Origin of the sequence: Tunicatimonas pelagia, assembly GCF_030506325.1 — a bacterium.
Classification (GTDB): domain Bacteria; phylum Bacteroidota; class Bacteroidia; order Cytophagales; family Cyclobacteriaceae; genus Tunicatimonas; species Tunicatimonas pelagia.
In genome coordinates, this window is sequence record NZ_CP120683.1 from 4,515,497 (window position 1) to 4,535,834 (window position 20,338).

General features: G+C 46.2%; 17 protein-coding genes. 7 read left to right on the forward strand and 10 right to left on the reverse strand.

Annotated features, from left to right (window positions below):
- Nucleotides 1–16: 16 nt before the first annotated feature.
- The 4 genes from P0M28_RS19390 to P0M28_RS19405 form a co-directional block, all read right to left on the reverse strand.
- The gene (locus P0M28_RS19390; protein ID WP_302204373.1) at nt 17–1,015 is read right to left on the reverse strand and encodes an NAD-dependent epimerase/dehydratase family protein; all 999 of its coding nucleotides are present in this window, start codon (nt 1,013–1,015) and stop codon (nt 17–19) included.
- Nucleotides 1,012–1,959: an NAD-dependent epimerase/dehydratase family protein gene (locus tag P0M28_RS19395; RefSeq protein WP_302204375.1), complete on the reverse strand. Its 948-nt coding sequence runs from the start codon at nt 1,957–1,959 to the stop codon at nt 1,012–1,014. Before P0M28_RS19395 ends, P0M28_RS19390 begins: the two co-directional genes overlap by 4 nt.
- Before the next feature lie 4 nt (nt 1,960–1,963).
- Nucleotides 1,964–2,737 (reverse strand): glucose-1-phosphate cytidylyltransferase, encoded by a 774-nt coding sequence (gene rfbF / locus P0M28_RS19400; RefSeq protein ID WP_302204376.1) that lies wholly within the window; start codon nt 2,735–2,737, stop codon nt 1,964–1,966.
- An 89-nt stretch (nt 2,738–2,826) separates the two neighbouring features.
- A complete protein-coding gene (locus P0M28_RS19405; protein WP_302204378.1) occupies nt 2,827–3,639 on the reverse strand; it encodes a class I SAM-dependent methyltransferase in 813 nt (270 codons plus the stop codon).
- A gap of 232 nt (nt 3,640–3,871) precedes the next feature.
- Here P0M28_RS19405 and P0M28_RS19410 point away from each other — a divergent pair, with 232 nt between their 5' ends.
- Nucleotides 3,872–4,117, forward strand: coding sequence for a hypothetical protein (locus P0M28_RS19410; protein WP_302204380.1), 246 nt, complete (start codon nt 3,872–3,874; stop codon nt 4,115–4,117).
- An 83-nt stretch (nt 4,118–4,200) separates the two neighbouring features.
- On the opposite strand, the gene P0M28_RS19415 is transcribed toward P0M28_RS19410, so the two are convergent.
- From P0M28_RS19415 to P0M28_RS19430, 4 genes are all read right to left on the reverse strand, one after another.
- Nucleotides 4,201–4,980, reverse strand: a complete 780-nt coding sequence (locus P0M28_RS19415) for a GNAT family N-acetyltransferase (RefSeq protein WP_302204381.1) — start codon at nt 4,978–4,980, stop codon at nt 4,201–4,203.
- A 251-nt stretch (nt 4,981–5,231) separates the two neighbouring features.
- On the reverse strand, nt 5,232–5,681 hold the full coding sequence (locus P0M28_RS19420; RefSeq protein ID WP_302204383.1) for a DinB family protein: 450 nt from the start codon (nt 5,679–5,681) through the stop codon (nt 5,232–5,234).
- Nucleotides 5,682–5,703: 22 nt separating this feature from the next.
- On the reverse strand, nt 5,704–6,417 hold the full coding sequence (locus tag P0M28_RS19425; RefSeq protein ID WP_302204385.1) for a class I SAM-dependent methyltransferase: 714 nt from the start codon (nt 6,415–6,417) through the stop codon (nt 5,704–5,706).
- A 3-nt stretch (nt 6,418–6,420) separates the two neighbouring features.
- The gene (locus tag P0M28_RS19430) at nt 6,421–8,229 is read right to left on the reverse strand and encodes an alpha-amylase family glycosyl hydrolase (protein WP_302204386.1); all 1,809 of its coding nucleotides are present in this window, start codon (nt 8,227–8,229) and stop codon (nt 6,421–6,423) included.
- Nucleotides 8,230–8,423: 194 nt separating this feature from the next.
- Here P0M28_RS19430 and P0M28_RS19435 point away from each other — a divergent pair, with 194 nt between their 5' ends.
- Complete coding sequence (locus tag P0M28_RS19435; RefSeq protein WP_302204387.1) at nt 8,424–9,233, forward strand: hypothetical protein; 810 nt, start codon at nt 8,424–8,426, stop codon at nt 9,231–9,233.
- A gap of 48 nt (nt 9,234–9,281) precedes the next feature.
- Here P0M28_RS19435 and P0M28_RS19440 read toward each other — a convergent pair whose 3' ends face one another.
- On the reverse strand, nt 9,282–10,754 hold the full coding sequence (locus P0M28_RS19440) for a DUF1501 domain-containing protein (RefSeq protein WP_302204388.1): 1,473 nt from the start codon (nt 10,752–10,754) through the stop codon (nt 9,282–9,284).
- A 1-nt stretch (nt 10,755) separates the two neighbouring features.
- Entirely contained in the window at nt 10,756–13,539 is a 2,784-nt protein-coding gene (locus P0M28_RS19445; protein ID WP_302204389.1) for a DUF1553 domain-containing protein, read from the reverse strand.
- Nucleotides 13,540–13,730: 191 nt separating this feature from the next.
- Between P0M28_RS19445 and P0M28_RS19450 the strand changes: the two genes are divergently transcribed.
- Genes P0M28_RS19450 through rhaM form a run of 5 tightly spaced genes read left to right on the forward strand, consistent with a single transcriptional unit; the run spans nt 13,731 to nt 20,330 of the window.
- Nucleotides 13,731–16,952 carry a DUF1553 domain-containing protein gene (locus P0M28_RS19450; RefSeq protein ID WP_302204390.1) on the forward strand — a complete coding sequence of 1,074 codons (3,222 nt, stop codon included), beginning with the start codon at nt 13,731–13,733 and terminating at the stop codon, nt 16,950–16,952.
- A 59-nt stretch (nt 16,953–17,011) separates the two neighbouring features.
- Nucleotides 17,012–17,578, forward strand: a complete 567-nt coding sequence (locus P0M28_RS19455; RefSeq protein WP_302204391.1) for a Uma2 family endonuclease — start codon at nt 17,012–17,014, stop codon at nt 17,576–17,578.
- Between the two features lie 49 nt (nt 17,579–17,627).
- Entirely contained in the window at nt 17,628–19,073 is a 1,446-nt protein-coding gene (locus tag P0M28_RS19460; RefSeq protein WP_302204392.1) for a DUF1501 domain-containing protein, read from the forward strand.
- Nucleotides 19,074–19,096: 23 nt separating this feature from the next.
- Nucleotides 19,097–19,969, forward strand: a complete 873-nt coding sequence (locus tag P0M28_RS19465) for a TraB/GumN family protein (protein WP_302204393.1) — start codon at nt 19,097–19,099, stop codon at nt 19,967–19,969.
- Nucleotides 19,970–20,015: 46 nt separating this feature from the next.
- Complete coding sequence (gene rhaM / locus P0M28_RS19470; RefSeq protein WP_302204394.1) at nt 20,016–20,330, forward strand: L-rhamnose mutarotase; 315 nt, start codon at nt 20,016–20,018, stop codon at nt 20,328–20,330.
- Nucleotides 20,331–20,338 lie beyond the last annotated feature (8 nt).

The window sequence follows — 20,338 nt, forward strand, 5'->3', positions numbered from 1 at the left end:
GGAAAACATAATCAAATTACTGAATCAATTCCAGTCGTTTTTTTAGCGTGCGAAGCCGCACAAACTGGTCGCCCGCAAAATCTTGTTCGCTGAACTGGTGCTCAGTTAGTTTTTGGTGTAGCTCCTGCATTCCTTTTTGCAATGTGTATTCCAATTGAAAATCGGGGAGGACAAAATTAAGCAAATCAAAATTAACTTTGTAGTTACGCGGGTCTTCGCCTACCTCGCCGGTGTACACAATTTCAGCTTCCGGTAGCAGTTTCTGCACCTCGTCGGCTACATCCTTCACTTGGAAATTTTCTTTATTGCCCCCTACGTTCACAATTAAGTTATGCACTTTGTCGCGAGAAGCTTCGCCTAAAGCCACAAACGCACGGGCAATATCTTTGCAGTGAATGAGCGGTCGCCAGGGTGAACCGTCACTTTTAATGGCAATATTTCCTTGGGAAACGGCGCAAGCCAGTAGATTATTCACCACCAGATCAATCCGTAGCATGGGTGAGTGACCGTAGGCGGTAGCGTTCCGCAGAAAGGTAGGAGAGAAGTTATCGTCGGCCAAGGCCGATATACGCTTTTCGGATTCAATTTTGGACTTGGCGTAAGCCGTGAGCGGATTCACCGGGTCGCTTTCGTCCATATCCAGCTTGGCCCCCTTACCATAGATAGAGCAACTACTGGCAAACAGAAAGCGAGATACTCCGGCTTCTTTTGCCATCTCGGCTAGTTTCACCGATCCCTCCAGATTAATTTGGTAGGTCAGTTCAGCATCAACATCGCCCATGGGATCGTTAGACAGTGCCGCCAGGTGCATTACTGCATCGTGTCCTCGCAAATCTTCTACCGAAAGGTTACGCACATCACGAATCCATTCGGTTTGGGGTGCAACAGTTTCTTCCCAGCCGGTGCTTTCGTACAGGTTAATATCGCAACCCGTAACGGTGTGACCGTTTTCTATGAGCAAGGGTACTAAATGAGCTCCGATGTATCCTTTATGGCCGGTAACCAGTACGTTCATGGTTTATTCTTTAGCAGGTGAAAAATAGCGGTCGCTTCTTCCTGAAAGCGATGGCTAAGCGAATAGTTCACTACGGATTTGAGTTTCTTAGCACTAACCTGTAAATCGTCGGGATGCTGGGCAGTGTCTTGCTCATTGGTGGTGATCGGTAGCTGTTTCCCGTACTCGTTTTGATAGGCAGCCTGAACCTCCTGAGCAACGTCTAGCATAGAATAGGTTTGTTCACCGCAGATATTAAACGTATTGTTCGGAGCCTGCGGAAGTTGTAGTACCTTTTCAACGATCCGGCACACATCTCCCATCCAAATAAAGTCGCGGGTAGCCTTTCCGTTCGATTTCAGCACAATTTTTTCTTCCGTGGCTGCCATCCTTGCCAAATCATTCAACACCAAGTACCACTTAGAAGAATCGTAATCTTTAGGGCAACCGTAGCTGTTCGTGAGCCGAAAAATGGTGTAGGGCAACTGCTGATTGGCGTAAAACTGCTTTACGTAGTATTCGGCGAACAAGTGAGTGGTTCCGTAGTCATTCTTAGGTTCGGGGGGCAAATCTTCGGTAATCAGTCCACTACGCCTACCGTAAATTTGAAAAGTAGAGAAGTACACAAAGTGAGGCTTAGCTCCTGAATAACCAGCAAAATGTTCCAGCAAATTACGAGTGCCCAGCGCATTTACCAGCAAGGCATCTCGGGCAAAGTTAGGTTTGAAATAATCATTAACACTGGCAGTGTGAATTACGGCATCAAATTGATGCGGTGAAAGTGAATCTTCTACCTGTTGGGCATCTGAAATATCACAAGTAATAAGTTGAAAGTTTGCCTCAGTAATAATAGATCGTTTACGGCTCGTTAGTACGTGTACTTCGTACGCTGATTGTTGAGCAAAATAGTCGGTGAGCCAACTACCGAGGTTGCCAAGCCCTCCGGTGATGAGAATTTTCTTCATAAATCTACCAAATTTTCCAGCGGGGCTGCCCTTCGTTCCACATCGTTTCCAACCTACGTTTGTCGCGCAAGGTATCCATGCACTGCCAGAATTGATAATGTTTGTAGGCCGTTAGCTGACCATCTTTTACTAACTGTCGCATGGGTTCCCGCTCAAACATGATATGGTCACCTTCCACATAATCCAGTGCTTCGGGCTGGCAGACGAAGAAGCCACCGTTGATCCAGCCGCCTTCGCCTTCCGGTTTTTCTTCAAAGCTTTCTACCACCTGATTCTCGCCAAACTTCATCGCTCCAAATCTTCCTTCGGGCTGCACGGCGGTCATGGTAACCAGCTTGCCGTGGCTCTGATGAAAGTTCGCCAATTCTTTGATATTCACATTCGACACTCCATCGCCGTAGGTGAACATAAACGGTTCGTTGTTCAGGTAGGGTTTAGCTCGTTTGAGCCGACCGCCCGTCATGGTGTTGAGTCCGGTATTAACCAGCGTAACCTTCCAGGGTTCGGCATCGTGCTGGCTGTGCGATTCAATACTGTTGTGAGCAATATCGATGGTCACATCATTCTGATGCAGAAAATAGTTGGCAAAGTATTCTTTAATTACGTAGCCTTTATAGCCCAGCAGAATAACGAATTCGTTGAATCCAAAGCTGGAATAAATCTTCATGATGTGCCACAAAATAGGTCGTCCCCCAATTTCCACCATCGGTTTAGGAATTAGATGGGTTTCTTCGCTTAGTCGCGTGCCAAATCCTCCGGCTAAAATGAGTACTTTCATGGGTTAATTGTTCAATAGTTAACGGAGGCCGGAGCCCGGAGTAATTACTCTTGAAACAGCTTATACTATGGTTGCTTATAGACTAGATTTCACTTTGTTGATTTCAGTGTCTTACTATCTGCATTCCGGTCTCTGGCCGAAGGCTTTTTGCAAAAATAGACAATCTCGTTTTTCATTAGGGCGTATCGCTGAATTTGTTCGGGGGTGAAATGTTTTACGTAATCATCTTCAGTAACCTGAAATCCGCCTTGGCGCAATCGATCGCCGTAGTCGTGGCCGTAGCGGCGCACGTGGTCGTCTTGTCCGTAGAGGCGTTCCCGCTCTTTAGGATCAGTTACCGATGTGTCTTCTTGCGTGACCGGAATATTGTAGGTGGGCGACTGAATAATGGCCCAACCATTGGGTTTTAGCACCCGACAAATTTCACTGGCACAGCGAATATCGTCCTTTACGTGCTCCATCACATGGTTGCACAGCACTATGTCGAACGTATTATCACCGAAAGGAATATCGTGCAAATCCATTTTAATATCTGCCCAAGGCGAATCCAGATCACCCGTAGTGTAATCTAGCGTTGGCATTTCGGAAAACTTAGGGATAAAGCAGATTTCGGGAGCTACGTGCAATAGCTTTTGAGGCTTAGCGAAAAAGTCAGTTTTGTCTTGTAAATAAAGCCAAAGCAGACGGTGACGTTCTAGCGTTAGCGAACCAGGACAGAGGGCGTTTTGACGGGTTTCAATACGGCCGTAGGGCAAAAATTTACGATAACCCCGTTCATCTACCGGGCAAAATAGACGATCACCTTGATAGAAAAAAGCTATTAAGCGGAGCAACGGCTGACTAATTAGCTGCAAATACTTACGCGGCACATACCGGATGGCCCATTGGATCAACCACTTCATAGCACAAAGATAGTAGAAGGAAAGAGATCACCTAATAGTATTATTCCGTGAAAATTTATAATATAAATTTTTTAATGAGAGATATTCACAGATATTAATGGTGAGTAAATGAATTCTTTTTTTTGTACAAGAAAACAAACGTTACACCAGTATTTTTTACCCAATTTGACTTAGGAACTTTCTTTGTATGCAACAAATTGATAAGATTGTCATTTAATTCTCACTAATTGGTATGAGGACACTTAAGTTTAAAACCAACATCCAGGAAATGTACTGCGTAGATCGCATTGCGTCTTACCTGGATAATGTGAAAGATATTATCGCTTGGTCAATTGATATACATGCCGAAGATCATTTACTGGTAGTGCAGGGATACGAAGGGCTTCAGTCTCGCGATGTAGTAAGCATTATTAATTTAGCTGGTTTTCACGCGAAGCCCGTAAAGGGGAATTTAATTACGCGCTTGTTAAGAACTTGACTGCTTTTGATTCTAGGTAGATTTATGTGGTCAATCTCTAAGTCTCCCTACCACCACATGAATTCATCTACAACTTCATTCTTCTACGAAAAATAGCTCTTTCCTATTTGGCGTTTCCGTTCTGACTTCAGCGCGTCCACAGGTTTATCTTGTTCGTCAGATCGGCACAGATCTTTTAAAAGATCTAAGTCGGTATTCCACCGGATGCCGTCAAAGAATTCGGCTCCTTTATGGTCGCGCACTTTGTACAGCGATTTTTCGCGGTAGCAGGTGCCAATGTATACGTAGCCTAAGCCTTGCTCCTGGGCCCATTCAATTACTTTCCACATCATCCACTTACCCAGGGAGTGCGACCGCATGTATTCGGTGTCGTAGAAGGAGAACCAGTAGTGCAAGGTACTATCTTGTATAATTGCGAATACGTAGCCTAGCATTCGGTCGGTATTGCGAAAGGTGAAAATATGGCTAATTAACTGACGGCTTAGTACGTATTGCAAACGTTCGGATTCCATATTGCCTCCGGCAAATCGCTCTTCAGCGTAGTCGGTACAAAAAGTTACAAAGTCTGGGTCATTGGTATCAAACTCGGCCTTAGGCTGCACCAGCATCCCGGCTTGCAGCGGTTCCATCTTCCGGTCTACTCGTCGGTTTTCTGAGAGAGTTTTAAATTCAGCCAAATTTACCCGTAGGCTGCGGGCCAGATAGAACACATCGTCTTTCCAGTCAGTGTCGCCTGTGTACGGTAAAAATCCCCGAGCGTAAATCTCCGGCAGTTCTTCTTGCGCTTCCTTCACGCAGTAAACCGCGTAGGAAAAAGTGTAGGAAGTATAATCAGTTTGATGCTCGGAGAATAGAATTTTCATGGTTCAATTGTTCAAAGATGCGAATAACGGGTTCATAAGAAAAGTAGTCGTTTATAATAAAATTTCGTAGGAACATAACGGTTCGCCGCGCGATTAATAATGTTCGTACAACCATATGATTTCTAATAAGATACGTCAACCCGTTATTCGCATCAATGGTTGATTCTTATCGAAAAATGGAAGACGGAAAGTATTGAATATGTGTACATACTGTAAATTCTTTTCCGTTCTCCATCTTCCGGTTTCACATTTCATATCTCCCGCTCTTTCCTTACATAAAAAATATAGTCCATCGGTTCAGGGGTTAGTCCTTGCTGGCGAATTACGGTGCTAATTTGCCCTCGGTGGTGGGTGGAATGATTTAGTACGTGCCAAAGTATATCATCTACCCGGTTTTTAAAGGAAGTTCCTTTAGTATTCTGATAGACGATAGTTTGCGTTAAGTCGTCAGTATCGTCTAAGAATTGCTGGGTAGTTTCCCAGGCCTGCTGATTGATAGCGAGCCACTGCGAACGTTCGTGTTCCTGCCAAACGGCAAACGGCGATGCCTCTCCTCTGAGGCGACTCAACCAAGTGAGGTGAGCGTTTAGCAGGTGACTCATCCAAGAACTAACCTGCTTGTGATCTACCGAGTTTTCGTTTAGGTAGCGGATGAGCTTCTCGTTTGTGCTGTGGTTGTATTGATAGAGGCGATGAAACATAGAAGTCTGGATTGGGGGGTAATTACTCCTTTTTTCCTCCAAAAATAGCGTGGCCAGCAAACATCCAGTAAGCATCTACTGCATCAAACCCAGCTTCTCGCAACCAGTTGAGTTGGTCAGGTAAGGTGGAAGGCTGATCTATTGGGTCTTCGTCGGGGTAGGCGAAGTAGTTCCAGTGGTCTTGGGTAAAGGTTTGGTAGGCATCGGGATGCTGTTGCTGCTGTACGTAAGTATCCCACTGCCGGGCGGCTATCTCAAATCCAACTGGCGTTGCGGGACGAATAATATCCGCAATGAATAGTGACCCACCTGGGGCTAGTGCTTGGTACAAGTCTTGAAACAACTGCTGCTTTCCGGCATCATCCAGGTGGTGAATGAGCAAGGACGAAACTACGGCGTGTACCGGAAACGAAAACGTTCGCCAGTCAGTAGCGGCTAAGTCAAATTGTTGGGTACGAAAGCGATTTCGGTGAGAGCCAGATTGTTGAGTGGCTTGTTCTAGCATAGTGGGCGAACCATCGTAGCCGTATACTGTCGTCTGAGGATATTCTTTTAGTAGGTGATAACTCAGCAGTCCGGCTCCGCAGCCCAAATCGACTACGTTGGCCGAAGACGGCAGTGGGTTAATTAGTTCGCCAATAATCCGCTGCTGTTCATCACGGTAGGGAACAAAATCGTTGCCATACTGTATAAAGTCTTTTGAATTTTCTTCGGTCCAGATAGTGCCAGTATCCATTGTTTATTCGTTAGGTTGAATGGTAAAAATATAAGAAGTCAGAGGCGGGAGGTTCATTGGAATTCCGGCATCGCCTTCGCTAATAATCACTTCGCTGGTATTCATCGTCGCGGTAGTTTCGGTCTGAAAAATATCCTGAAGTGAGTAAGTAGAGCCCTCCGGCAACCCCATTGCCTGCGTAGCGGTAACCGGAATTTTCAGGTTGAAGGAGTGCGTATTATGAGCGTCAAAATTGCTAACAATCAACAATCGCTGATTGCCAGTAAACCGTAGAAAGGCATAAACCTGATCGTTATACCCTTCGGTGAAATGTCGGTTGTGCGGGTGTAAATCGTAAAAATAACCCGAGCGGATCGCTTCTTCCTGAGCCAAGTTCAGTAAATCTCGGTAGAATTCCCGTAACTCTCGCTGCTCTTCACTCAATTGCCCGCCGTCAAACAGACCATCATTCACCCATTTCTGATATTCGGGTACGCCCCAGTAGTCAAAAATCGTAGTGCGCCCGTCGTTACCGCTAAAGCCAGATTCACCTTCTGCGGGTTCGCCCACCTCCTGACCGAAATAAACCATTACCGGGCCGGAGTGCCACAGGGTGCTAACCACTATTGCGGGCTTGGCTCGAGTTGGATCATTTCCAAAGAAGCGGGAAGCGATGCGCTGTTCGTCGTGATTCTCCAGAAAGCGAAGCATATTTCGATTCTTATCGCGCAAATACTGCCAGATATCCGGGAGGTGCTGCACTGAACCCTGTTCTTCAATTACCGCGCGTAGCGTATCGTAGAGTTGTACTTTGTCGTACAAGTAATCAAACCGTCCGGTGTCAATGTAATTACGGTACTGCTCAGGATTGTAGATTTCGGCGATGAAAATCAGGTTAGGGTAAATATCTTTCACTTTCGGAATTACCCAGTGCCAGAATTCTACCGGAACCATCTCGGCCATATCGCAACGAAACCCATCCACACCTCGACCCGACCAGTACAGCAGGATATCCAGCATTTTCTGCCAGGTATTCGGAATGGGGTCAAAGTGGGTTCTACGATCATTCAGATAATCGACTCCGTAGTTCAGTTTCACAGTTTCAAACCAATCGTTCACGCTGGGTTGAGCCGTAAACTGATCGTTTCCGGTAGCCTTGGCCGGGTTTTCATCAAACGTACCATCTTTAGTAGGGAAAGTGTGTTCGCCCAGCGATTGATAATCGGCCGGAACCTGAAAGGGTTTACCCACCAGGTAGTAGAAATTGTTATCTGGGAAAAAAGCTTCGTTGGTATCATCACCCGCCCCGAAATCTTTGGTGCCGTCGGGCTTAGCATCTGACTGGTAAAATCGGGCTACGTGGTTGGGCACAAAGTCAATAATTACCTTCAAGCCCTCATCGTGAGTGCGTTTCACTAGCGCTTCAAACTCGGTCATCCGGTTAGGCACATCTTCTGCCAAATCAGGGTTTACATCGTAGTAATCTTTAATCGCGTAGGGTGATCCGGCTCGGCCTTTTACCACATCAGCATCGTCGAGCGGAATACCGTATTCACGGTAGTCGTTCAGTACGGCGTGTTCAATCACTCCGGTGTACCAGATATAAGTAGCTCCCAATTCACTTAAAGCTGCCAGAGCTGTTTCATCAATATCGTTGAACTTACCAACCCCATTTTCCTCAGCGGTGCCCCAGGGTACGTTATTGGTTACCGTATTGCCAAACAGGCGGGTAAAGATTTGGTACACCACCACTTTTTGGTCAGGCGATAGCGATTCCTCCAGCAGCAGGTTAGGATCTTCTTGGGCAATGGACTTCAGTTCTTCGGTGTTCACGGAATGTTCGGTTACGGTGGTGGATGGTGTACAGCGAATACACAAAAGTACAAGCCCAGCGGAAAGTATGCATCGGTTCATAGACTTTTTTGTTGGGAGCAAGAGTAGGTTAGTTAATAATAAATTAGAGCCTTCGTTGTTAAGTAACAAAATAGCTTCGTATTTTTCCAAACCCTACCCCAAACTTACACGGTATGCGCGAATTAGTCTTATCGGTAATAGCTTTTCTCGCCTACAGTTTAGCATCAACTGGCTACGCTCAAGACTGGAGCTTTGCTATTGGCCCAGGAGTTACACAGTATTTGGGTGACGTAAATGATCAGAAACTGGGTGGCAACCGTTGGGCAATTAATGCCGAAGGCTGGTACCGACTAACGGATAATCTGCACATTAAATCGGGGGTAAGTTTATACCAACTCTCCGCTCAAGATGCTGATCCGGTACGTTTACGTAGTTTTCGGTCTACTAATTTTGAGTTCTATTCCTCCGCAATGTACTCATTTAAGCGAGGTTTTTTTACCCCGTTTGCCTACGCCGGTTTGGGAGCAACTACTTCCAGCCCTCGGGGCGATAGCCGACTGGGTTACTTTAACTTGCGGGATGTAGAACCCGAAGCTGAGCGAGTGCCCGGTTTGGTTGGAATGATTCCGTTTGGGGTAGGAGTAGACTACGAACTCACTCCGGTACTTTCGCTAGTAGTTGATTTAGCCCTGCGTTATACTTTTAGTGACCGACTGGATGCTATGCGTAGGGAAATGATTACAGTGGATGATTTAAGTCCACTGGCGCGGGAGTACTACGCGGCTCTGTCGGAAGAGCAAGCGCGGGCAATTAACGAAGAATCCTTTTTGCGAGGGGGCAATTCGGCTAACAACGACTTGTACGGAATACTGAGCGTAAAAGTCCGATTTACTCCCACATCCGCACTCTTCGGCTGCGTTGATCCGTACAAATATGCTCGCCCCACCCACAAACGCAAAGTTAAAAATTATAAGCCTCTCTAGGTGAGATAAGTGTCTTTTTGTAATTAGTGGCTGGTTCGTTAAATCAGACTAAGCAATAATCTCCTTCACCACTTTGCCGTGTACATCGGTCAGGCGAAAATCTCTTCCTTGAAACTGGTAGGTCAGTCTTTCGTGGTCAAGGCCGAGCTGATGTAGAATAGTAGCCTGTAAGTCGTGGATGTGTACTCGTCCGCTAATGCCCGAAAAACCAATCTCGTCGGTTTCGCCGTGGGTGAACCCTTGCTTGATGCCGCCTCCTGCCATCCACATGGTGAAGGCATCACCGTGGTGGTCGCGGCCTTTAAAGTCAGCACCGGAACGGGCTTCCATCATTGGGGTGCGCCCAAACTCTCCTCCCCAAACTACTAGGGTTTCATCCAGTAATCCACGTTGCTTCAAATCTAGCAGCAATGCGCTCATAGGTTGGTCAACGTATTTACAGGCATTCTTAAGACCACTGTCTACCCCATTGCCAGGTCCAGCTCCATGAGTATCCCAGCGGCGGTCAAACAGTTGCACAAAGCGAACGCCGTTTTCTACTAACCGACGAGCAAGTAAGCAGTTATTGGCAAAAGAAGCTTTTCCTGGTTCGGTGCCGTACAGCTGATGAACCCACTCGGGTTCATCATTGATATTCATCACCTCCGGTACGGCAGTTTGCATTCGGAAGGCCAACTCGTACTGCGAGATGCGAGTCAAAATCTCCGGGTCACGAGCCTGCTGGTATTCCTGTTTATTAATCGCATTGATGGCATCAATAGATTTCTTTCGTAAGTAAGGATCTACTTCGCTAGGGTTGGAGAGATACAACACCGGATCGCCTTTGGAACGACACTGTACTCCCTGGTAAACGGTGGGTAAAAAACCACTACCCCAAGCACTTTTTCCCGCACTAGGCTCACTACCGGAAACTAGTACGACAAAGCCGGGTAGGTTCTGATTGTCGGAGCCTAATCCGTACGTAATCCAGGAACCCATGCTGGGACGGCCAAGTCGGGGTGAGCCTGTGTGCATAAATAGTTGTGCCGGAGCGTGATTAAACTCATTGGTATGCACTGCTTTTAAGAAAGTTACCTCGTCTACTATTTCAGAAAAATGAGGTAAGTAATCTGATACATATGCTCCCGATTGCCCGTGCTGCTTAAACTTCGCTTGGGTTCCTAACATTTGCGGCGTACCCTGAATGAAGGCAAACTTCTTTCCTTCCAGCAGCGACTGCGGACAGTCTTGCCCGTCTAGTCGGTTGAGGACGGGCTTGTAGTCAAATAACTCTAACTGCGAAGGGGCACCAGCCATGTGCAGGAAGATGACATTTTTGGCTTTTCCTGGAAAGTGCAGAGGAGAACCAGTAGTAAGCGCATTGTCAGGTAGAATATTCTTTGACTTAAATTCAGAAGAATGGCAGCCTCCCAACGAACTTAGCGCAACTGCTCCCAAACCAGACATACATTTTTGTAAGAAATGTCGTCGGGTATTATAGGTAGCAATTTGGTGCTGAGCTTCGGTAATGATATTCTTCATGTTAGTTTTTCGTAATAAACTCATCCAAGTTCAGCATAGCATTGGCCACTAGCGTTAACGCATGTAGATTGATGGGTTCTAGCTCAGTACCTACTACATTTTGTATTAGTCCTTCTGATGTGTAGTGGGCTAGTGCATCTTGATACAACGCAATTAGTACGGCTACTTTCTTATCATCGGGCTTACGTAGTATTACCCGCTCGTACCCTCTTACCAGTGCAGTCGTCACATCAGTCGGGTTATCTTCTGTCATTAACTCAGCTAGCTGTTTGGCAGCGGCGTATAAAGTAGAATCGTTTAGTAGAGTTAGTGCCTGAAGCGGAGTGTTAGTCCGAATACGACGCGAGATACAGACATTACGGGCAGTACCATCAAAGGTCGTCAGCATGGGGTGCGGGCTGATTCTTTTAGTGAAAATATACAGCGAACGGCGGTATTGTTCTGAAGTAGTATCGGCAATCCAGTTGCTCCAAATACCACGATTAGCATCAGGGCGAGCAACTTTTATACTGGGGCCTAGTACCTTTCGGTTTAATAAATTGGTAACCGCGAGCACCTGGTCACGGATCTGCTCGGCCGATAGTCGTACCCGAGTACCTCGGGATAAAAGGCGGTTGAGTGGGTCTTTTTCTATTTTCTTATCGGTAGCCTGCGAACTTTGGCGATAAGTAGCTGAGGTAACTATCAGTTTCAGCAATGATTTTATGCTCCACCGGTACTCGTTGACTAACTGCACTGCCAACCAATCCAGCAATTCGGGGTGCGAAGGTGAAGCACCTTGGGAACCAAATTCTTCTGAGGTTTCAATAATGCCAGTTCCGAAAATTTCCTTCCAAAAATGATTGACGGCTACCCGGGCAGTTAGTGGGTTATCTTTACTTACCAGCCACTGGGCCATACCTAACCGGTTATTTAGTAAGCCATCGGGTATCTCGCCTAAAATTTCTGGTACGTCGGCACTTACTAATTGACCCTGGGTTGTCCAGTTGCCCCGTTCAAACACATAAGTTTTTCGGCTTTTGTTGCGGGGTAAATCCTGCATGATAGGAGTTTCTTCCGGTTGGATAGAAGATAGATAAACCAGCCGCTGGTTAAACTCTTCACTGTATTGCTTCTTTCGTGGGTTTCGTTCGTGGTAGTAAATCCAGTCCAAATGAAAGAGATGCTGAGCCAAATCCTGGTTCTTACGAAAAAGGTAATACACATTCCGTGTTCCGACCCTGGGCTTTACCGAGACAGTAAACTCCCGCCACTTGTCAGGTTCGGGCTTGGTCATCGCCCATCGGTTCCACTTGCCGGTAGTGGTTATCTCGGCTTGCCCTAACTTTTCGCCATTTACTGAATCTAGCCGTGCTTCAATAAAACCGCCAGAAAGAGCGGTAGCGCAGCGAAAAGAGATTTTCTCTACTTCACTCAAATCTACGTCTTCAAACATAATCCAGGAGCTGTCCTGTATCTGCCAAACTACATCCTGGTAAGGAACCAGTAACTCGATGAGCTTGCTAGAAGCATGGTATTCTTCCGCTTCTACTTTGCGATAGCCTAAATGGTGAAGTAAAGATTCTTTTTGCTGATGCAAGAATTGAGTACTCTGGTTAGGCGGAGTATCGACATTGTCCAAATGATCTTTCAGCCAGGTAAGGGTAGATTGTACTTTTATAGCATCTTCCCCTTCGTAGGTAAATAGCTTAGGTTGTTCGTTGTAAATATCGCGGTCAACTGTGTTGTTAAAGAACGCCATAAATTGATAAAACTCCTGGTGCCGAAATGGGTCATAAGGGTGACTATGGCACTGTACACAAGCCATCGTAGTACCTTGCCACACTTCAAAGGTTGTACCTACCCGCTCTACAACAGCAGCTACCCGAAATTCTTCATTATCGGTTCCTCCTTCATCATTGGCCATAGTATTGCGGTGAAAAGCTGTGGCAATCAACTGATCTTTGGTAGGGTTAGGTAATAGGTCGCCCGCCAATTGTTCAATCGTAAACTGATCGTAAGGCATATCTTGATTAAAAGCGTTAATTACCCAATCGCGGTACTTCCAGATAGAGCGATCCAGATCTTTTTCGTAACCTTTAGTATCAGCGTAGCGGGCTAGATCCAACCACATAGCTGCCCAACGTTCGCCAAAGTGAGGCGAGTCTAATAAGTGGTCTACCAGCTTCTCGTAGGCATCACTACTACTATCAGCTAAAAAAACTTGCGCCTCTTCGGGCGTAGGGGGCAACCCGGTTAAGTCTAGGTATAAACGGCGTAGTAAAATTTCTTTACCTGCTTCAGCCGCTGGAGTAAGATTATGTGCTTCTAACTTATTGTAGATAAAATAGTCGACATCGTTTTTGAGGTTACCAATCTCTGCTTTAGGAGGACTAATGCTAGTGTCGGGAGAAATGTACGCCCAATGATCTTCCCACTGAGCGCCTTCATTAATCCACTGACTAATTAGCTCAATTTCTGCTTCGTTGAGCGGCTCACCATCCGAAGGCATTCGGTACTCCGGGTCATGGTGGACAATTCGCTGGTACATACCGCTACTTTCGGCGTCTCCGGGGACAATAGCTGGAATACCAGACTCGGCGGTATCGAGGGCTTCCTCTCGAAAAAGAAAACTAACTCCGGCTGACTTCTTAACCCCACCGTGGCAAGAAATGCACTTACTGTTGATGATCGGACGAATATGCTGGTTGTAGCTAATAGGTTCATTAGTATCTTGCAATGTAAAGAACATCACTGCAACTAGCGAGGTGACCCCCAATCCGATGAACCAACTTTTCGAGTTCATAAAAGCTACTGTTGATTAATTTTTTGGTGCTTTGTAAGATAAGAAATCTGATCGATAATTTCTCAATTTACCCGAATGCCATTGGTTTGGGGCGTTGAGTCGCAAGAAACTAATATTTTGTGAGTCAGGTTAAATAAGCAACAATTTCTAGTAATTCTGTAAATTGGTGGATCAATGCAACGCCTTTTCCTATGATTAGAAACCTCATACTTTTTTTACTAATTTCTTTGTTGTGGAGCTGTTCTCAGAGCGGAAATCTTGATCCGGAGATTGCTGAGCAGTTGCCTGAAGAGGTCAGCTACAACTTCCACGTTAAGCCGATTTTGTCGGATCGTTGCTTTGCCTGTCATGGACCGGATGAAGCGGCAATTGAAGCCGGATTAAGTTTGAGCGATGAAACCTTGGCTTTTGCTAAGTTAGAAAGCGGCGAACACGCGATTGTTCCCGGTAAACCTCATCAAAGCGGATTGGTAGACCGCATCTTTTCGGATGATCCCGAAACGGTTATGCCTCCACCGGAGTCAAATCTTACCCTGACGGAATACGAAAAAGCAGTACTAACCCGCTGGATAGAAGAAGGGGCCGAGTACGAACCTCACTGGTCATTTATTAAACCGGAAAAACCGGAAGTACCTAAAGTGCAACAAGAAGATTGGGCAAATAACGATATTGACCGATTTGTACTGGCTAAACTAGAAGAAAAAGGCTTTGAACCTAGTGATCGCGCTACCAAAGAAAAACTTATCCGCCGAGTCACTTTTGATTTAACGGGTCTTCCCCCGACAATCGAAGAAGTAGATAAATTTTTAGCAGACAATTCATCGGATGCTTACGAGAAGGTGGTAGATCGTTTATTGAACTCGCCTCGCTACGGAGAGCGTATGGCTACCGAATGGCTGGATGTGGCTCGCTATGCCGATTCCCACGGTTACCAAGATGATGGAATGCGGAACATGTGGCCTTGGCGCGATTGGGTGATTGAATCGTTTAACCAAAATATGCCCTACGATCAATTCATTATCTGGCAATTGGCCGGAGATATGCTGCCCGATGCTACCCAGGAACAAAAGTTAGCCAGTGGGTTTAATCGCAACCACCTGCAAAGCCAGGAGGGAGGAATTGTTTCGGAAGAATACCGAGTAGAGTATGTGGCCGACCGAGCCAATACACTGGGTACGGCATTTTTGGGACTGACGGTAGAGTGCTCCCGATGCCACGATCATAAGTACGACCCCATCTCCCAAGAAGAATACTTTTCACTCTATGCCTTCTTCAACAGCATTAACGAAACCGGACAGATTCCCTACATGGGCGAGGCCAGCCCCACCGTAATTTTAACGGATGATGAGGCTGAGCAGCAATTATCTTTCTTAGAGGAAAAGATTCTGGAAAAAGAAGCAGAGGTGAATCCTGACCAAACAGCTTATCAGCAAGGCTTTGCTGAGTGGCTAACGCAGGTGAAAAATCATGCTGCCGATCATACTATTTCTTTGAAGAGCAGAATTGGACATTATCCGCTAGATAACCCAGTAGATAATAAGTTTCGTAATCTGGCAGCCCCGAAACAGCCCGCCACAATGGTGGTAAGTCAGCAAGACAAGGAGCCAGAGATTGTAGATGGTAAATTCGGGAAGGCAGTACGTTTGGTGGGCGATAGCTACGTGGATATGGGTGAAGAGATTGGCTACTTCGAACGCAATGAACCATTTTCTATCAGCCTGTGGTACAAAGCCCTGAAAGATAGCATTGAAGGGCCAGTGTTTACCCGCTCGGGAGGCTACTTTAATGGCAACCGGGGCTACGTATTTTGGCTACGCCCCGATCGTACCCTTTCGGTGAGTCTCAACCATACTTGGCCCGCTAACAGTATTGAGATTCATACCGAAGAGAGGCTTCCGGTTAACGAATGGGTCCATTTGGTAATGACTTACGACGGATCGAGCCGAGCCAGTGGTCTTACGGTATATCTTAACGGGCAGCCAATGCGCCACCAAATCGTTACTGACCACCTAAGGCGTAGCATGATTACTTACGGCAAAGACAAAGAAAGTTGGGGTGGTCTGGGGAACTTACGCATCGGTAAGCTACACGATGAAACCATTGAGGGTATTGAGGTTGATGAATTTCAAGTGTTCGGCCAAAAGCTAAGTGCGGTAGGCGTGGCTGAGTTGTACGGTGAGCCTAACCCGATTGTAAAGTTCTTAGAATCAGAAGACCAGCAACCACTGCTGGATTACTACTTGCAAAACTACGATCAGGGCTATCGCACTACGCTGGCTAAGCTCACTGAGTTGCGCGGCGACGAAAACGATATTCTGAGTGCGCTACCAGAGGTAATGGTAATGAAAGAACTGGCCGAACCTCGACCGACCTTTGTTCTCGACCGCGGGGCGTACGATGCGCCTACCAAGCGGGTTAATCCGACTACACCCGTATCTGTAATGGCGTTTCCCGAAGACTTGCCCACTAATCGCTTAGGACTAGCACAGTGGCTGGTTCACGAAGATAATCCGCTTACGGCTCGGGTAGCGGTAAATCGCTACTGGCAAATGCTCTTCGGTCGCGGGCTGGTGAATACCTCGAACGACTTTGGTAATCAGGGTGAGTTTCCTTCGCATCCCGAACTGCTCGACTGGTTGGCCATTCAATTCTGGGAATCAGGGTGGGATGTGAAGGCACTGCTTCGGATGCTGGTTACTTCGGCCACCTACCAGCAGGCGTCGGTACCTTCGCCCGAACTATTAGAGCAGGATAAAGCCAATGTTTGGCTCGCCCGGGGGCCTAGTTACCGTATGCCCGCCGAAATGATTCGTGATAATGCTTTAGCGGCCAGTGGTTTGCTGAATGATTCCATTGGTGGTCCCAGTGTAAAGCCTTATCAGCCTCCCGGACTGTGGAAGGAATTGGCTACCCGAAATGTTACTGAATATGTGCCAGATACTGGTGATGATTTGTACCGTCGCGGTATGTACACTATCTGGAAGCGAAGCTCACCGCCCCCATCGATGATTAGCTTCGATGCCGCCGATAAATACCTCTGTACTGTAAAGCGACAAAAGACCAATACGCCTCTTCAAGCCTTGGTGCTACTGAACGACCCGCAGTACGTAGAAGCCGCTCGAATGCTAGCCGAGCGAATGGTTACCGAAGGAGGAGAGGATCTAGATGATCAGATACGCTTTGGTTTCAAAACCCTAACTAGTCGTGAGCCAGACTCGAGAGAGCTAGCTCTACTAAAACAATTGTACCAAGAAGAAAAAGCAGTATTTAGCGAAGAACCTGTGAGTGCAGACAGCTTATTGCAGGTGGGTGAATATCCCCGCGATTTTGCTATTCCTAAGGATCAGTTGGCTGCCCTAACCATAGTAGCGAATACATTAGTCAATTATGATGAAGCGGTGTATAAACGATAAGATCAACGAAGCATTAAAACGCGCTTGTAGTGCGTTCACTAAAATAAAATAATAAGGTTATGGAATCCACTAAAACCGTCACTCGGATTACGTATCAGGAGTTCCTAAATATGGAAATCCCTGATGATGACAACTACATCTACGAACTACTGAACGGCGAAATTGTGAAATACTCTGCCCCCGAATCTAAGCATCAAATAGCATCAGCTAATCTACACCTCATAATGGGTAGCTATGTTAAACAGAAAAAACTAGGCCGAGTGCTGTACGCTCCTATCAGTGTATTTTTAGGTGAATACAGTGCTCCTCGACCTGATTTGCTGTTTGTGTCTACTAAGAAGCAAGAAATTATTCAGCAGAAGGGCGTAATGGGAACACCTGATTTGATGATAGAAATTGTATCTCCTGGCTCAGTGGTACGCGATCGAGTACACAAAAAGGAAATATATCAACAAGCAGGTGTGCCTGAGTACTGGATTGTTGACCCTAAGTATCTCACCGTAGAGGTGTACGAACTTATTGATTCCGGCTACGCGCTTTTCCAGGATGTAGAAGGCGAAGGTACTATCGAGTCCAAAGTGATTGAGGGGTTGAAGATTGATGTGGGGGATATTTTTGGTGAATAGGCGGCCGCAATCGAGCAATAGAACAATTGATCCATCGAACAATAGATCCATGAAACTCTTACATAACCAACATATTGACCGACGGGATTTTTTGAGTAAAACTAGCTTAGGGCTAGGCAGTGTTGCTTTGTCTTCTTTGCTAGGTTCTACTAAATTGTTTGGTAAATCCGTCTTAAGCGACAATAACCCTATTAATCATCTTCATTTCGCTCCCAAAGCCAAGCGAGTAATCTATCTTTTCCAAAGTGGTGGCCCATCTCAGTTAGAAACCTTCGATTATAAACCTACGCTTCAGGAGCGCGTAGGGCAGGAGTTGCCCGAATCGGTACGGGGTGGGCAACGGCTGACGGGGATGACAGCAGGACAGAAATCGTTTCCATTGGCTGGATCAGTATTTGACTTTGCTCAGTACGGGAACAGCGGGGCTTGGGTGAGCGAACTGATGCCACATACGGCTAAAATTGTAGACGAACTCTGCTTTATCAAATCCATGCATACCGAAGCCATCAATCACGATCCGGCGATTACTTTTTTCCAAACGGGTTCTCAGCAAAATGGGCGTCCGTCTATCGGTTCGTGGATTAGCTATGGTTTGGGTAGCGATAACGAAAATCTACCGTCTTTTTGTGTTTTATTATCAAGGGGAAAAGAGGGTGGACAGCCACTGTACGCCAAACTCTGGGGTAGTGGCTTCCTGCCATCGCTGCACCAGGGAGTGCAGTTTCGATCGGGAAAAGATCCGGTATTGTACCTGAACGATCCACCTGGTATGAAGAAAACCAGTCGACGAAGAATGTTGGATTATCTAAACGAGCTACACGATATTCAGTACGAGAAAGTAGCCGACCCGGAGATTAACTCGCGTATTGCTCAGTACGAGATGGCGTACCGGATGCAAGCCTCGGTGCCGGATACAATGGATATCTCGCGAGAGCCAGATTACATTTACGATATGTACGGTGAGCAGTCACGACAACCAGGCACGTTTGCGGCTAACTGCCTATTGGCTCGTCGGCTCATTGAAAAAGATGTAAAGTTTGTGCAGCTCTATCACCAAGGTTGGGATCAGCACGGTAATTTGCCTAACGATATTCAGATTATGGCGAAGAGTGTCGATCAGCCTTCGGCTGCGTTGGTAATGGACTTAAAACAACGGGGGTTGCTAGATGATACGCTGGTGATTTGGGGCGGAGAGTTTGGCCGCACCAATTATTCTCAGGGCAAACTAACTAAAGAAAACTACGGACGCGATCATCATCCGCGCTGCTTCAGTATCTGGATGGCCGGGGGCGGCATCAAAAAAGGTATCAGCTACGGTGAAACCTGTGAGTTTGGCTACAACATCGTAAAGAACCCCGTTCACGTCCACGACTTCCAGGCTACGCTAATGCACTTACTCGGTGTAGACCACGAACGGCTAACTTTCAAGCACCAAGGCCGCCGTTTTCGCCTCACCGACGTACACGGGCACATTGTGAAGGATATTATTGCTTAGCATCCTCACCAAATAGAGTATCTATGTACAGACTACTTGCTTCGTTCATTCTTCTACTTTCTGCTTTTTATTCGGTGGGGCAAGATAAACCTGGTACGCTTCTGTGGGCGGTAAGTAAGGTAGGTGTTAGCGATACATCGTACCTGTTCGGAACATTTCATGAGGTGGATCCTTATTTCTTTTTATCTTTATCAAGTTCAGTAAAAAAGTTAGAGCAGGTCGATGTGCTTTTTGTGGAACAGACGGCAATCAATACTGATGTATCTTCTTCAGAAGAGGTCAAGCTCAATTATTGGACAGTTGAACAGTGGGACAATCTTCTAGATAAAGAACAAAAGCAGATATTTGAATCGTTTGTAGAAAAATCTGAAAGTCCCGAGTATTATGAGTCACCACCTTTACTCTTAACATTAAATCTTACTCAAATATACACACGGTTCTTTTGTGATGATAATGGTCGTAAATCTTACGAGACGATGGATAGCTTCATAGAAAAGACCGCTTTAAACAAAAAGAGGGAAGTAAGGTCTCTGGATGAAAATCAAACGAATATTCTTTTGCGATCTTCTCTTGGCAGTACTTCTGAAGAGGATTCTGCGTATGCAGTTGCGTGTGTCGAATTAATGACCAAAATGCTAAACAGCGATTTATCAGGTTGTGAGTTTGTAGAAGATTACAAAGAACTTAATATTGACTATCAGTTAGAAAGGAAAGAGCATGAGCATCCCTTTGAATTAACAGAGCGTAATGACCGATGGATGACGGTTCTGGACGAAGTTTTTAAAGAAAACAGCTGTTTTGTAGCAGTTGGCTTTCGGCATTTACAGTATAAACAAGGGCTAGTTCAGCAACTAAGGGAATTAGGGTATTCGGTAGAACCTATTGCTGCTCGCTAGCTCGAATGAGACAAAACTAACTTTTTAACTTGTCAATCTATTGCCTATGAAACGAGTTGCTTTCAAAATGCAGTTGCTTCCCGAATACGCGGAAGAGTACCGAAAACGGCACGATGCCATTTGGCCAGAACTGGTGGATTTGCTGCACCAAAGCGGTATCAGCGATTACCATATTTTTCATGACCCGGATACGCACGAATTGTTTGCTACTTACGTGTTGGCCGATGACCGTAAGGTAGATCAACTAGCGCATGAGTCGGTGATGAAAAAGTGGTGGGCTTATATGAAAGACATCATGGAAACCCACGAAGACAATTCCCCCATTAGTAAACCATTGGAGGAAGTCTTCTCTATGAAATAGCCCTCCGC

Coding starts and splice junctions, on each gene's coding strand:
- P0M28_RS19390 (WP_302204373.1), bottom strand. CDS start 1,015: ATGAACGTACTGGTTACCGGCCATAAAGGATACATCGGAGCTCATTTA.
- P0M28_RS19395 (WP_302204375.1), bottom strand. CDS start 1,959: ATGAAGAAAATTCTCATCACCGGAGGGCTTGGCAACCTCGGTAGTTGG.
- rfbF (WP_302204376.1), bottom strand. CDS start 2,737: ATGAAAGTACTCATTTTAGCCGGAGGATTTGGCACGCGACTAAGCGAA.
- P0M28_RS19405 (WP_302204378.1), bottom strand. CDS start 3,639: ATGAAGTGGTTGATCCAATGGGCCATCCGGTATGTGCCGCGTAAGTAT.
- P0M28_RS19410 (WP_302204380.1), top strand. CDS start 3,872: ATGAGGACACTTAAGTTTAAAACCAACATCCAGGAAATGTACTGCGTA.
- P0M28_RS19415 (WP_302204381.1), bottom strand. CDS start 4,980: ATGAAAATTCTATTCTCCGAGCATCAAACTGATTATACTTCCTACACT.
- P0M28_RS19420 (WP_302204383.1), bottom strand. CDS start 5,681: ATGTTTCATCGCCTCTATCAATACAACCACAGCACAAACGAGAAGCTC.
- P0M28_RS19425 (WP_302204385.1), bottom strand. CDS start 6,417: ATGGATACTGGCACTATCTGGACCGAAGAAAATTCAAAAGACTTTATA.
- P0M28_RS19435 (WP_302204387.1), top strand. CDS start 8,424: ATGCGCGAATTAGTCTTATCGGTAATAGCTTTTCTCGCCTACAGTTTA.
- P0M28_RS19440 (WP_302204388.1), bottom strand. CDS start 10,754: ATGAAGAATATCATTACCGAAGCTCAGCACCAAATTGCTACCTATAAT.
- P0M28_RS19445 (WP_302204389.1), bottom strand. CDS start 13,539: ATGAACTCGAAAAGTTGGTTCATCGGATTGGGGGTCACCTCGCTAGTT.
- P0M28_RS19450 (WP_302204390.1), top strand. CDS start 13,731: ATGATTAGAAACCTCATACTTTTTTTACTAATTTCTTTGTTGTGGAGC.
- P0M28_RS19455 (WP_302204391.1), top strand. CDS start 17,012: ATGGAATCCACTAAAACCGTCACTCGGATTACGTATCAGGAGTTCCTA.
- P0M28_RS19460 (WP_302204392.1), top strand. CDS start 17,628: ATGAAACTCTTACATAACCAACATATTGACCGACGGGATTTTTTGAGT.
- P0M28_RS19465 (WP_302204393.1), top strand. CDS start 19,097: ATGTACAGACTACTTGCTTCGTTCATTCTTCTACTTTCTGCTTTTTAT.
- rhaM (WP_302204394.1), top strand. CDS start 20,016: ATGAAACGAGTTGCTTTCAAAATGCAGTTGCTTCCCGAATACGCGGAA.